Below are 13,039 nucleotides of genomic sequence, written 5' to 3'. Positions count from 1 at the left end.
GTCATTGCTCCTTGGCTTCGTTACGGCCCAGATGGAACGCCGTGACGGCTGCGGCGAGCAGCAGCATCGAGGCGAGTTCGACCACCAGCAGGTAAGGACCGAACAGGCTGATGCCCACGGCCTTGGCGTCTACGGTGGTGTGGCCGACGGCCTGGCCGCTCTGGTGGGAGAGCAGTACATACAGCAGTTCCACCAGCAGCAAGGCGGCGAGGGCGACCGGGCCGCCCCAGATACCGGGCTTGAGCCAGGCGCGCTCTTGCTGAACCGAGGCCGGGCCCAGGTTCAGCATCATCACCACGAACACGAACAGCACCATGATGGCGCCAGCGTAGGCGATCACTTCCAGGACACCGGCAAACGGTGCGCCGAGGGCGAAGAACGTCATCGCCACGGCAATCAGCGAAATGATCAGGTAGAGAAGGGCGTGCACAGGGTTGGTGTTGGTGATCACGCGAAGCGTGGACACCACAGCGATACCCGATGCGAAATAGAAAGCGAATTCCATCTTTCTTCCTTAAGGCAGCAAGCTCTTCACGTTGATCGGTTCGGCTTCATTCTGCGCGGAGCCTTTGGGCTTACCGGCAATCGCCATACCTGCAACACGATAGAAGTTGTAATCAGGGTTTTTGCCGGGGCCGGAGATCAGCAGATCTTCTTTCTCGTAAACCAGGTCCTGACGTTTGAACTCGGCCATTTCGAAATCCGGCGTCAGCTGGATCGCGGTGGTCGGGCAGGCTTCCTCGCAGAGGCCGCAGAAAATGCAGCGCGAGAAGTTGATGCGGAAGAAGTCCGGGTACCAGCGACCGTCTTCGGTTTCAGCTTTCTGCAGCGAGATGCAACCGACCGGGCACGCGACGGCGCACAGGTTGCAGGCTACGCAACGCTCTTCGCCGTCGGGGTCGCGGGTCAGCACGATACGGCCACGGAAGCGCGGCGGCAGGTACACGGCTTCTTCCGGGTACTGCAGCGTGTCGCGCTTGCGGAAGGCGTGGCTAAAAATCATCACCAGGCTGCGAAGCTGGGTGAAGAAGCCATGCACGATGTCAAAAATGTACTTCATGATTCTCTATCCTCACTGAGCCGCGACGGCGGGCGTGTTGAGCAACACGATCGCAGCGGTCACCAGCATGTTGACGAGGGTCAGCGGCAGGCAGAACTTCCAGCTGAAGTCCATCACTTGGTCATACCGTGGGCGCGGAATCGAAGCGCGCAGCAGAATGAAGAACATGATGAAGAACGCGGTTTTCAGCGCGAACCAGATGAACGGGATCTGCGGCAGGATGCCGAACGGACCGTGCCAGCCACCGAAGAACAAGGTCACCAGCAGCGCCGAAATCAACACGATGCCGATGTACTCGCCGACGAAGAACATGCCCCATTTCATGCCGGCGTATTCAATGTGGTAACCGTCGGCCAGTTCCTGTTCCGCTTCCGGCTGGTCGAACGGGTGACGGTGAGTCACGGCCACGCCAGCGATGAAGAAGGTCAGGAATCCGAAGATCTGCGGAATGACGAACCACAGGTTCTGCGCCTGGTATTCAACGATGTCGCGCATGTTGAACGAGCCAACCTGGATCACGATGCCCATCAGCGACAGGCCCATGAACACTTCGTACGACACGGTTTGTGCCGAGGCCCGCAAGCTGCCCAGCAGGGCGAACTTGTTGTTGCTCGACCAGCCGGCGAACAGCACCGCGTAGACCGACAGGCCGGCCATGGCGAAGAAGAACAGGATGCCGATGTTGATATCCGCCACGCCCCAGGTCGGGGTGATCGGGATGATCGCGAAGGCAATCAGCAGGGCGCTCATGGCCACGACCGGTGCCAGCGTGAAGATCACTTTGTCGGCGAACGGCGGCGTCCAGTCTTCCTTGAAGAACATCTTGATCATGTCGGCAGCGATCTGGAACGCACCGAACGGGCCCACGCGGTTCGGGCCGTAACGGTCCTGCCAGAGGGCGAGCAAGCGACGCTCGACCCAGCTGAGCAGGGCGCCGCAGATCACCACGGCGAGCAGAATCACCACGGCCTTGAGGACCGCGATGATGATGTCGATCACTTCAGGAGTGAACCAGGTCATTGAGCTGCCTCCTGCAGACCGTCAACGGATTTGCCAAAGATCGCTGGCGGAATGCCGGCGATGCCCGCAGGCAGTGCCACCAGACCGGCGCCCAGTTCTTCATTGATGCGCAGCGGCAGACGCAAGGTCTGGCCGGCGACATTGAAGCTCAGCATGGCACCGTCGTTGACGCCCAGGCGGTCGGCTTCGGATTTGGCCAGTGCGACGTAGGCAGCCGGAATGCGTTCCTGAACCGGAGCGGCTTTCGAAGAGTTCTCTTCGCTGCCGAACAGGTGGAAGAACGGTACGACCTGCCAGGTGCCCTGGGCCGGATTGAACGCGCGCGGAACACTGGCGAACCAGTTCAGCGAGTCACCAGTGCTTTCGATCAGGCGGGTGCCCGGGTCGCCAGCGCGGATGTGACCACCGACTTCGTCCTGGAACTTGTTCCAGGCTTGCGGCGAGTTCCAGCCCGGAGACCAGGCGAATGGCACTTGCTGACGCGGTTCGGCCGAGCCCGAGTAACCTTCCATCGAGAAGGCGAACGCGGTGTCCTTGTCCTGCGGGGTACGCGGTTCGTGCACGCTGATGTCGGCGCGCATGGCGGTACGACCGGAGTAACGCAGCGGTTCACGGGCCAGTTTCATGCCCTTGATGCGGAACGCGGCGGACGGTGCGGCATCGACGATGCGGTTCAGTTGCGGCGTACTGGCAGCAACGGCAGCGGTGGCGTGGTCCAGTTGGGTCCAGTCGATCGGCTGGTTCAGCAGGGTAGCGCGCAGGGCATGCAGCCAGCGCCAGCCTTCGTGAACCAGGATGCTCGCATCCAGGTATTTCGGATCGAAGACCTGGAAGAAGCGCTGGGCGCGGCCTTCCTGGCTGACCAGGGTACCGTCGCCTTCAGCGAAGCTGGCAGCTGGCAGAACCAGGTGTGCGCGATCGCTGGTGGCGGTCTGCTGATGGTCGGCGACGATCAGCACTTTCGCGGCGGTCAGGGCAGCATCAACCTTGGCCTTGTCGGTACGGGTGTACAGATCGTTTTCCAGCACGACGATGGCGTCGGCACGGCCGTCGATCACCGCTTGCAGCGCGGCGTCGACCGATTCGCCACCGAGCATGGCCAGGCCGAGGCTGTTGGCCTCTGGCACGATCAGGCTGATGGAACCGTTCTTCTCGCGCAGCTTCAGGGCTTTGGCAATGTTGGCAGCAGCCTCGATCAGCGCCTTGGAACCCAACGAGGTGCCGGCGATGATCAGTGGACGCTTGGCCGCGAGCAGGGCGTCGGCAATGCGCTTGGCCAGCTCGAGGGCTTCGGCGTCCAGGCCTTCAACGGCTGGAGCGCTGGCGTCGAGGGCGTGAGCCACGGCGAAACCGATGCGGGCCAGGTCGTCGGGAGCTGCGTGAACGCATTCTTCGGCGATATCGTCGAGCTTGGTTTCAGCCAGGCTGGCGATGAACAGCGGGTTCAGTGCGTGCTGGCCGATGTTCTTCACCGCGGCGTCGAGCCAGGGCTGGACGCGCATGGCGTCGGCCATGTCTTCGGCCTTGCCTTTGACCGATTGACGCAGCGACAACGCCATACGGGCGGCGGTCTGGGTCAGGTCTTCACCGAGGACGAAGATGGCGTCGTGGTCTTCGATGTCGCGCATGTTCGGTACTGGCAGCGGGCTGTCTTTGAGCACTTGCAGGACCAGGCGGATGCGCTCCAGTTCGGAGGCTTCGATACCCGAGTAGAAGTGCTCGGCGCCCACCAGTTCACGCAACGCGTAGTTGCTTTCGAGGCTGGCGCGTGGCGAACCTATACCGACGATGTTGCGACCGCGCAGCAGGTCGGCGGCCTTGTCCAGTGCGTCGTCAAGGCTCAACTTGGTGCCATTGGCCAGCAGCGGCTGGCGTGGACGGTCTTCGCGGTTGACGTAGCCATAGCCGAAACGGCCACGGTCGCACAGGAAGTACTGGTTCACCGAACCGTTGAAACGGTTTTCGATGCGACGCAGTTCGCCATAACGCTCGCCCGGGGAGATGTTGCAGCCGCTGGAGCAGCCATGGCAGATGCTCGGCGAGAACTGCATGTCCCATTTACGGTTGTAGCGCTCGGAGTGAGTCTTGTCGGTGAACACGCCGGTCGGGCAAACCTCGGTGAGGTTGCCGGAGAACTCGCTTTCCAGGGTGCCGTCTTCAACGCGACCGAAGTACACGTTGTCGTGGGCGCCGTACACGCCGAGGTCGGTGCCGCCAGCGTAGTCTTTATAGAAGCGCACGCAGCGGTAGCAAGCGATGCAGCGGTTCATTTCGTGGGAAATGAACGGGCCCAGTTGCTGGTTCTGGTGGGTGCGCTTGGTGAAGCGGTAACGGCGCTCGTTATGGCCGGTCATTACCGTCATGTCTTGCAGGTGGCAGTGACCGCCTTCCTCACAGACCGGGCAGTCGTGAGGGTGGTTGGTCATCAGCCATTCAACAACGCTGGCGCGAAACGCTTTGGATTCTTCATCGTCGATGGAGATCCAGGTGCCATCGGTGGCAGGGGTCATGCAGGACATGACGATGCGACCACGGGTGTCGTTCTCGTCGGTGTACTGCTTGACCGCGCACTGGCGGCAAGCGCCAACGCTGCCAAGGGCAGGGTGCCAGCAGAAGTAAGGAATATCGAGGCCTAGCGACAGACATGCCTGTAACAGGTTGTCTGCCCCGTCGACTTCGAGCGCTTTGCCGTCTACGTGGATAGTGGCCATGGTTCAAAGTTCTTCGTTGGCCCGGTGTCAGCGGGCGTGGCTAATGGAATCTTGTCATTCGCGTGAATCAACACAGCCGCTTGCGGCGTCATCACACGAAAAGCGAAGGGCACGGACCCTTCGCCTTTTTAAGCATTTACGCGCCGACTACGATCGGCCTTGCCAGAGGCGGGACGGCGGCGCTGACAGGCGCGATGCCGGCTTCGAACTCATGGCGGAAGTATTTGATGGCGCTGCCCAACGGCTCCACGGCACCCGGTGCGTGAGCACAGAAGGTCTTGCCCGGGCCGAGGAAACCGACCAGACCCAGCAGGGTCTCGATGTCGCCTGGCTGGCCTTCGCCGTTCTCGATGGCCATCAGCAGCTTGACGCTCCATGGCAAGCCATCACGGCACGGGGTGCAGAAGCCACAGGATTCGCGAGCGAAGAACTGTTCCATGTTGCGCAGCAGGGACACCATGTTGACGCTGTCGTCCACCGCCATCGCCAGGCCAGTACCCATACGGGTGCCCACCTTGGCAATGCCGCCGGCGTACATTTGTGCGTCCAGGTGCTCCGGCAACAGGAAGCCGGTGCCGGCGCCGCCTGGCTGCCAGGCCTTGAGCTTGTAACCGTCGCGCATGCCACCGGCGTAGTCTTCGAATAGCTCGCGACCAGTGACGCCGAATGGCAGTTCCCACAGGCCCGGATTCTTCACCTTGCCGGAGAAGCCCATGAGCTTGGTGCCCATGTCGTCACTGCCTTCGCGAGCCAGTGATTTGTACCAGTCCACGCCGTCGGCAATGATCGCCGGGACGTTGCACAGGGTTTCAACGTTGTTCACGCAAGTCGGCTTGCCCCACACGCCCACGGCGGCAGGGAAGGGCGGCTTGGAGCGCGGGTTGGCGCGACGGCCTTCGAGGGAGTTGATCAGTGCGGTTTCTTCACCGCAGATGTAACGCCCGGCGCCGGTGTGGACGAACAGCTCGAAATCGAAGCCGCTGCCCAGAATGTTTTTACCCAGCAGGCCCGCAGCCTTGGCTTCTTCCACGGCACGGTTCAAGTGCTTGGCGGCGGTGGTGTATTCACCACGCAGGAAGATGTAGCCACGGTAGGTTTTCAGTGCGCGGGCACTGATCAGCATGCCTTCGATCAGCAGATGGGGCAGTTGCTCCATCAGCATGCGGTCTTTCCAGGTGTTCGGCTCCATTTCATCCGCGTTGCACAGCAGGTAGCGGATGTTGATGGATTCGTCCTTGGGCATCAGGCCCCACTTCACGCCAGTGGGGAAGCCTGCACCGCCGCGGCCCTTGAGGCCGGAATCCTTCACGGTCTGGACGATGTCGTCCTGAGCCATGTCGGCGAAGGCCTTGCGTGCTGCGGCGTAACCGTTCTTGGCTTGGTACTCGTCGAGCCAGACGGCTTCGCCGTCGTCACGCAGGCGCCAGGTGAGCGGGTGAGTCTCGGCCGAACGCTTGATGCGGTTGGCGGGACCGAAGGAAGTCAGGGTCATACGTAGCCCTCGAGCAATTTGGCAACGCCTGCTGGCTGCACATCACCGAAAGTGTCGTCGTCGATCATCAACGCCGGCGCCTTGTCGCAGTTGCCGAGGCAGCAGACCGGCAGCAGGGTGAAACGACCGTCGGCGGTGGTCTGACCCAGGCCGATGCCCAGCTTGCTCTGGATTTCGCTGACCACGGACTCGTGGCCGCCGATGTAGCAGACCATGCTGTCGCAGACGCGAATGATGTGGCGGCCGACTGGCTGACGGAAGATCTGGCTATAGAACGTCGCCACGCCTTCAACGTCGCTGGCCGGGATGCCGAGGATCTCGCCGATGGCGTACAGGGCGCCGTCCGGCACCCAACCGCGTTCCTTCTGGACGATCTTCAGGGCTTCGATAGACGCCGCGCGCGGGTCTTCGTAGTGATGCAGCTCGTGCTCGATGGCCGAGCGCTCGGTTTCACTCAAGGTGAAACGGTCTGTCTGGATAAGCGTGCTGTTCATGCTTAGCGGTCCACGTCGGCCATAACGAAATCGATACTACCCAGGTACGCAATCAAGTCCGCGACCATGCTGCCTTTGATCACCGAAGGGATCTGCTGCAGGTGCGGGAAGCTTGGTGTACGAATCCGGGTGCGGTAGCTCATGGTGCCGCCATCGCTCGTCAGGTAATAACTGTTGATGCCCTTGGTCGCTTCGATCATCTGGAAGGATTCGTTGGCCGGCATGACCGGGCCCCACGAAACTTGCAGGAAGTGCGTGATCAAGGTTTCGATGTGCTGCAGGGTGCGCTCTTTCGGCGGCGGCGTGGTCAGCGGGTGATCCGCCTTGTACGGGCCTTCCGGCATGTTGCGCAGGCACTGGTCGATGATCCTGATGCTCTGGCGCATCTCCTCGACACGCACGATGCAGCGGTCGTAGGCATCGCCATTGGCAGCCAGCGGCACTTCGAATTCGAAGTTCTCGTAGCCCGAGTACGGGCGCGCTTTACGCAGGTCGAAATCGCAACCGGTCGAACGCAGGCCGGCACCGGTGACGCCCCATTCCAGGGCCTCTTTGGTGTTGTAGTCGGCGACGCCGATGGTCCGGCCACGCAGGATGCTGTTGTCCAGGGCGGCCTTCTGGTATTCGTCCAGACGCTTGGGCATCCACTCGACGAAATCCTTGACCAGTTTTTCCCAGCCGCGCGGCAGGTCGTGGGCGACGCCACCGATGCGGTACCAGGCCGGGTGCAGACGGAAACCGGTGATGGCTTCGATCACGGTGTACGCACGCTGACGGTCGGTGAAGGTGAAGAACACCGGGGTCATGGCGCCGACGTCCTGGATGTAGGTCCCCAGGAACAGCAGGTGGCTGGTGATCCGGAAGAACTCGGCCATCATGATGCGGATGACGTCGACCTTCTCCGGCACCTTGATGCCGGCCAGCTTCTCGACCGAGAGCACGTACGGCAGGTTGTTCATCACGCCGCCGAGGTAGTCGATACGGTCGGTGTACGGGATGAAGCTGTGCCAGGACTGACGCTCGGCCATTTTCTCGGCACCACGGTGGTGGTAGCCGACGTCCGGTACGCAGTCGACGATCTCTTCACCGTCCAGCTGCAGGATGATACGGAACGCACCGTGCGCGGACGGGTGGTTCGGGCCGAGGTTGAGGAACATGTAGTCCTCGTTCGGGCCGGAACGCTTCATGCCCCAGTCTTCAGGCTTGAAGCGCGCAGACTCTTCCTCGAGCTGTTGCTTGGCCAGGTTCAGGGTGAACGGGTCGAATTCGGTGGCGCGGGCCGGGAAGTCCTTGCGCAGCGGGTGACCTTCCCAGGTCGGCGGCATCATGATGCGCGACAGGTGAGGGTGGCCTTTGAAGTCGATACCGTACATGTCCCAGACTTCACGCTCGTACCAGTTGGCATTCGGCCAGATGCTGGTGACGGTCGGCAAGCTGAGGTCGCTCTCGGACAAGGCGACCTTGATCATCACGTCACTATTACGTTCGATCGACATCAGGTGATAGAACACGGAGAAGTCGACGCCGTTCGGCAGTCCTTGACGCTTGGTACGCAGGCGCTCGTCCACGCCGTGCAGGTCATAGAGCATGACGTACGGCTTGGGCAGGTTGCGCAGGAAAGTCAGGACTTCGACGAGTTTGGCGCGGGCAACCCAAAGCACCGGCATGCCGGTGCGGGTAGGCTGGGCGGTGAACGCCTCCGGGCCAAAACGGTTGTTCAGTTCGACGACCACATCCTGGTCGTCTGCCTTGTAAGGCGGGATGTACAGAGCACTGCCTGTAGTCATGGTTATTTATCGCTTTCGGTCAACGTAAAGAATGAAGCCAGTTTTTCGTTTCTTTGAAACAGCAGAACTGGATCAGACTTCGTCGGGGCTGCGCAGGTTGGTTACCTGAATACGCTGTTCGCGGCGCTTTTCCTTTTCGGACGGCATCTCGGCGCGGTACACGCCTTGATCGCCAACGACCCAGGAAAGTGGGCGACGCTCCTGGCCAATCGACTCCTGCAACAGCATCAGGCCTTGCAGGAAAGCTTCAGGGCGGGGCGGGCAGCCAGGCACGTAGACGTCCACGGGCAGGAACTTGTCCACCCCTTGAACGACGGAGTAGATGTCGTACATGCCACCGGAGTTGGCGCACGAACCCATGGAGATGACCCATTTAGGCTCGAGCATTTGCTCGTAGAGACGCTGAATGATCGGCGCCATCTTGATGAAGCAGGTACCGGCGATAACCATGAAATCCGCTTGACGCGGCGATGCCCGGATAACCTCGGCGCCAAAGCGCGCGATGTCGTGGGGCGCCGTGAAGGCGGTGGTCATTTCCACGTAGCAGCACGAAAGACCGAAGTTGTACGGCCATAGGGAGTTCTTGCGCCCCCAGTTGATCGTGCCGTTGAGCACGTCTTCGAGCTTGCCCATGAAAATGTTTTTGTGGACTTGATCTTCTAACGGATCGGAAACGGTTTCCCGTTGGCCAATCGGATACTGCTCGTTAGGAGCATCGGGGTCGATCCTGGTGAGATTGTATTGCATTGCCAAAGCCTCATTGTTTCAGCTTCGCTTGCCGCTTGCGCCGAGCTTCCGGAGCCCAGTCAAGGGCGCCCACTCGGAATAGGTAGACAAGGCCTGCCAACAGAATTGCTATGAAAACGAGAGCTTCGACGAATCCGGTCCAGCCGCTTTCGCGGACGGACACAGACCATGCAAAGAGAAAGAGGGCTTCGATATCGAAGATCACGAAGAGCATCGCGACCAGATAGAATTTGGCTGAGAGCCGCAAGCGGGCGCCACCTGTAGGTAGCATGCCGGACTCGAACGGTTCGTTTTTGCTGCGGCCCCAGGCTTTTGACCCGAGTAGGCTGGAAACGCCCAGCATGAAGGCACAGAGGCCGACAACGCCTAGAAGGAAAATGGCAAAGCCCCAGTTGTGGGCCATGAGTCCTGTCGCTTCGGGCATGCTGGTAATCCTTAACAGAGAGCAAAGGTCTCTGAGCTTGAAAAGAAACAAAGCAGTGACGATATGTCGCAGCAATCAATCCCGCTGATTTTATGGCTAAACACCCGGCAAGTAAAATTCCTATAGCGAAATTATTTATAGGAATAAGGACATAGCGAGTCTGCAAAAGCCGGCAGCCCTTGCGTTGCGGGCATTAGGGGGCTTTTCGCAAATAATGTTTTGTAGGGAATGTAACGAACATAGTTGCAGCTAAATGATAATCAATATTGTTTGTGGTGGTTTTCAAACTGTTTGCCCCTCGGATACTCGGGAAGTTGTCTTATTTGAGCGTTACAGCAAGTAGCAGCGGTGTGCGTTTTAGCGGATTTTTCTGACGTTGATGTCGCTCTGGATCAATTTTTTTCCAGGTCACCACCATCCCCTGTACCTGTAGGAGCGGGCTTGCTCGCGATGGTGGTCAGCGATGACGCTGGGGGCCTGACACCCCGCGGCGCCCTCAGGGTCATCGCGAGCAGGCTCGCTCCTACAAGGGGGCTTGCGTTGTTTGTTAAATCGCAGGCAAAAAAACGCCCCGAACCAGTCGGGGCGTCAGATGTGCAGCGTTGCGGTTAGCTTTTTATCCGGTCCGCAACGGCTGATGTCTCAAGCGAAGCAGATCAGTGGAACTGTTCTTCTTCGGTCGAACCGGTCAGTGCTGTTACCGAAGACGAGCCACCCTGGATCACGGTGGTCATGTCGTCGAAGTAGCCGGTGCCCACTTCCTGCTGGTGAGCCACGAAGGTGTAACCCTTGGCGGCGTCGGCGAATTCCTGCTCTTGCAGCTTCACGTAGGCAGTCATGTCGTTGCGGGCGTAGTCATGCGCCAGGTTGAACATGCTGTGCCACATGTTGTGAATGCCGGCCAGGGTGATGAACTGGTGCTTGTAGCCCATGGCGGACAGTTCGCGCTGGAACTTGGCGATGGTTGCGTCGTCCAGGTTTTTCTTCCAGTTGAAGGAAGGCGAGCAGTTGTACGACAGCAGTTGGTCCGGGTATTCCTTCTTGATCGCTTCAGCGAAGCGACGGGCTTCTTCCAGGTCCGGCTTGGCGGTTTCGCACCAGATCAGGTCGGCGTACGGCGCGTAGGCCAGGCCGCGAGCGATGGCCTGGTCCAGACCGGCGCGAACCTTGTAGAAACCTTCCTGGGTGCGTTCGCCAGTCACGAATGGCTGGTCGTACGGGTCGCAGTCGGAAGTCAGCAGGTCAGCGGCGTTGGCGTCGGTACGAGCCAGGATGATGGTCGGAGTACCGGCAACGTCAGCCGCCAGACGGGCAGCGGTCAGCTTCTGTACGGCTTCCTGGGTAGGAACCAGTACCTTGCCGCCCATGTGGCCGCATTTCTTCACGGAAGCCAGCTGGTCTTCGAAGTGAACGCCGGCGGCGCCTGCTTCGATCATGCTCTTCATCAGCTCGTAAGCGTTCAGTACGCCGCCGAAACCGGCTTCGGCGTCAGCCACGATTGGCGCGAAGTAGTCGATGTAGCCAGCGTCGCCCGGGTTCTTGCCGGCTTTCCACTGGATCTGGTCGGCGCGACGGAACGCGTTGTTGATGCGCTTGACCACGGTTGGAACCGAGTCAACCGGGTACAGCGACTGGTCCGGGTACATCGATTCGGCGGAGTTGTTGTCCGCAGCCACTTGCCAGCCCGACAGGTAGATCGCCTGGATACCGGCTTTGACTTGTTGTACAGCCTGGCCGCCGGTCAGGGCGCCCATGCAGTTGACGAAATCTTTCTCAGGACGGAAGGCCGGCTTGGCACCCTGGGTGACCAGGTTCCACAGCTTCTCGGCGCCCATTTTTGCAAAGGTGTGCTCAGGTTGAACCGAGCCACGCAGGCGGACGACGTCAGCAGCGGAGTAAGTGCGTGTCACGCCTTTCCAGCGCGGGTTTTCAGCCCAGTCTTTTTCGAGGGCTGCAATTTGCTGTTCGCGTGTCAGTGCCATGGGAGATAAACCTCGTCGCGTCTTTATGAAAAGTTGTTCTGCGGTGGAAAATTCCTGCGCTCGCTGACCAGAAGCTTAAGCGGTCAAGTCGGATTCGGCGGGGAGGGCGACGGGATGAACGATCGGCTCGAGGGGAAGTGAGCAGGTAAAGGCGAACTGCGGGCGCATTCGGGCGTCGTGGGCCTTGGTACGAACATCAGTGTGCTGCCGGGTTACCTAATTACGCTTCCGTCCCTCGGGACAACTTCGTTCCAGTCGACAACCTCGTCAAACACACCTTGTGGGCGGTACAGACACGAAGCGGTTCGCGGGGGTAGGTTGCGAACATCGCCTCGAAGGCCCTTGCCAGGGCCCCTGATTAGCGGGAGCGAGGCCATCATGCCTTCGCTTTTTTGGCTCGTCAAACGTTTTGTAGTGCTTTTTTTCGAGCACTACATCTTTGGTCTAATACGACTCGGCAGTCAGTTTTTGGTGCTTTAGTCCAGGGTGTCGACTTTAACCCGCAAAGTCATGTCGTTGCGGCTCTGGGTCGAGTAGCTGCGGGTCAGGCCCTGTTTGTCGGCCTGGGTCTGGCCATTGACCCCGGCCAGCAGGATCCACTCACCGAGGTGGCCGGTGACGGTTGTGTCGGTGCTTTGTACGTTCACTACATCGGGACGTTCCTGGCTCATGCGGTCACGGTTGGTACTGATCGACAGGTGAACGATGTCGCCAGTGACGTTTGCGGTGACGTAGAAACCCTGGGTGACATTGCGATACTCGGTCTGGCTGCTGTAGCCGCCATAGGAATCGCTCTGGCTGCTGGTGACCGGCACGCTCTGGCCGACCTGGATCAGTGCCGGTGCGCCTTCGCTGGCCTGTACCTGCTGAATGCCGCCGTCGCGGCTGTCGGTGCTGTAGTTGATGATGCGGGTCTGGCCTGGCTTGGCGCCGTTCACCGCTTGACGCTGGTCACCCTGGAAGTTGTTGTCACTGGTGTCGACGGTGATCAGCAGCCGTTTGGGCGCTGTATCGAGTTGCGAAAGAAGGGCTTTAAGTTCGTCGATCTTGCGCTCATCGGCGTTGACAATCAGTTGGCTGCCGTAGGCGCTGACCTGGCCTTCCTTGCCGACGAAATCCTGCGCAACCGGCAGCAGGTCGGCGCTGGTGTGGTATTTGAGGGGGATGATTTCTGTGGCTGCCAGCACCGAAAAACTGCAGCCGAGCAGCAGGGTGGTGAGCAGGGTGCGTAGGGACATGTCCGTTATCTCCGCGTTCTAAAGACTTGATATTGCCACTTTGTCGGCCCGGGGTTTGTAGGAGCGAGCTTGCTCGCGATGGTC

General features: G+C 60.2%; 11 protein-coding genes. All 11 read right to left on the bottom strand.

The genetic code is table 11. The annotated features are described in order from the left end of the window. Window position 1: 1 nt before the first annotated feature. Window positions 2-505, bottom strand: coding sequence for an NADH-quinone oxidoreductase subunit J (gene nuoJ / locus AC06G5_RS19825; protein ID WP_057399869.1), 504 nt, complete (start codon window positions 503-505; stop codon window positions 2-4). A 9-nt stretch (window positions 506-514) separates the two neighbouring features. Further along, a complete protein-coding gene (nuoI, locus tag AC06G5_RS19820; protein WP_218278330.1) occupies window positions 515-1,060 on the bottom strand; it encodes an NADH-quinone oxidoreductase subunit NuoI in 546 nt (181 codons plus the stop codon). A 12-nt stretch (window positions 1,061-1,072) separates the two neighbouring features. Then, window positions 1,073-2,080 carry an NADH-quinone oxidoreductase subunit NuoH gene (nuoH, locus tag AC06G5_RS19815; protein WP_111287957.1) on the bottom strand — a complete coding sequence of 336 codons (1,008 nt, stop codon included), beginning with the start codon at window positions 2,078-2,080 and terminating at the stop codon, window positions 1,073-1,075. Beyond that, on the bottom strand, window positions 2,077-4,791 hold the full coding sequence (nuoG, locus tag AC06G5_RS19810) for an NADH-quinone oxidoreductase subunit NuoG (RefSeq protein WP_413426027.1): 2,715 nt from the start codon (window positions 4,789-4,791) through the stop codon (window positions 2,077-2,079). The genes nuoH and nuoG overlap by 4 nt, the downstream gene beginning before the upstream one ends. Window positions 4,792-4,927: 136 nt before the next feature. Then, on the bottom strand, window positions 4,928-6,283 hold the full coding sequence (gene nuoF, locus AC06G5_RS19805) for an NADH-quinone oxidoreductase subunit NuoF (RefSeq protein ID WP_413426025.1): 1,356 nt from the start codon (window positions 6,281-6,283) through the stop codon (window positions 4,928-4,930). Beyond that, a complete protein-coding gene (gene nuoE, locus AC06G5_RS19800) occupies window positions 6,280-6,777 on the bottom strand; it encodes an NADH-quinone oxidoreductase subunit NuoE (RefSeq protein WP_008020715.1) in 498 nt (165 codons plus the stop codon). The genes nuoF and nuoE overlap by 4 nt, the downstream gene beginning before the upstream one ends. A 2-nt stretch (window positions 6,778-6,779) precedes the next feature. Continuing rightward, window positions 6,780-8,564 (bottom strand): NADH-quinone oxidoreductase subunit C/D, encoded by a 1,785-nt coding sequence (nuoC, locus tag AC06G5_RS19795; protein WP_095966501.1) that lies wholly within the window; start codon window positions 8,562-8,564, stop codon window positions 6,780-6,782. 72 nt (window positions 8,565-8,636) lie between these two features. Further along, entirely contained in the window at window positions 8,637-9,311 is a 675-nt protein-coding gene (locus AC06G5_RS19790; RefSeq protein ID WP_007970441.1) for a NuoB/complex I 20 kDa subunit family protein, read from the bottom strand. Window positions 9,312-9,321: 10 nt separating this feature from the next. Continuing rightward, window positions 9,322-9,735 carry an NADH-quinone oxidoreductase subunit A gene (locus AC06G5_RS19785; RefSeq protein WP_003223812.1) on the bottom strand — a complete coding sequence of 138 codons (414 nt, stop codon included), beginning with the start codon at window positions 9,733-9,735 and terminating at the stop codon, window positions 9,322-9,324. Window positions 9,736-10,391: 656 nt separating this feature from the next. Further along, a complete protein-coding gene (gene aceA / locus AC06G5_RS19780) occupies window positions 10,392-11,717 on the bottom strand; it encodes an isocitrate lyase (RefSeq protein WP_096510123.1) in 1,326 nt (441 codons plus the stop codon). A gap of 476 nt (window positions 11,718-12,193) precedes the next feature. Next, the gene (locus AC06G5_RS19775; protein WP_413426021.1) at window positions 12,194-12,955 is read right to left on the bottom strand and encodes a secretin N-terminal domain-containing protein; all 762 of its coding nucleotides are present in this window, start codon (window positions 12,953-12,955) and stop codon (window positions 12,194-12,196) included. Window positions 12,956-13,039 lie beyond the last annotated feature (84 nt).

Source organism: Pseudomonas sp. WT-JTC (assembly GCF_056711565.1).
The sequence above is the reverse complement of the archived record's forward strand: the minus strand, read 5'-3'. Positions and strand labels throughout refer to the sequence as shown.

What these genes read in the sequence shown, in the direction of transcription:
- nuoJ (WP_057399869.1), bottom strand. Translation starts at nt 505, where the DNA reads ATGGAATTCGCTTTCTATTTCGCATCGGGTATCGCTGTGGTGTCCACG.
- nuoI (WP_218278330.1), bottom strand. Translation starts at nt 1,060, where the DNA reads ATGAAGTACATTTTTGACATCGTGCATGGCTTCTTCACCCAGCTTCGC.
- nuoH (WP_111287957.1), bottom strand. Translation starts at nt 2,080, where the DNA reads ATGACCTGGTTCACTCCTGAAGTGATCGACATCATCATCGCGGTCCTC.
- nuoG (WP_413426027.1), bottom strand. Translation starts at nt 4,791, where the DNA reads ATGGCCACTATCCACGTAGACGGCAAAGCGCTCGAAGTCGACGGGGCA.
- nuoF (WP_413426025.1), bottom strand. Translation starts at nt 6,283, where the DNA reads ATGACCCTGACTTCCTTCGGTCCCGCCAACCGCATCAAGCGTTCGGCC.
- nuoE (WP_008020715.1), bottom strand. Translation starts at nt 6,777, where the DNA reads ATGAACAGCACGCTTATCCAGACAGACCGTTTCACCTTGAGTGAAACC.
- nuoC (WP_095966501.1), bottom strand. Translation starts at nt 8,564, where the DNA reads ATGACTACAGGCAGTGCTCTGTACATCCCGCCTTACAAGGCAGACGAC.
- AC06G5_RS19790 (WP_007970441.1), bottom strand. Translation starts at nt 9,311, where the DNA reads ATGCAATACAATCTCACCAGGATCGACCCCGATGCTCCTAACGAGCAG.
- AC06G5_RS19785 (WP_003223812.1), bottom strand. Translation starts at nt 9,735, where the DNA reads ATGCCCGAAGCGACAGGACTCATGGCCCACAACTGGGGCTTTGCCATT.
- aceA (WP_096510123.1), bottom strand. Translation starts at nt 11,717, where the DNA reads ATGGCACTGACACGCGAACAGCAAATTGCAGCCCTCGAAAAAGACTGG.
- AC06G5_RS19775 (WP_413426021.1), bottom strand. Translation starts at nt 12,955, where the DNA reads ATGTCCCTACGCACCCTGCTCACCACCCTGCTGCTCGGCTGCAGTTTT.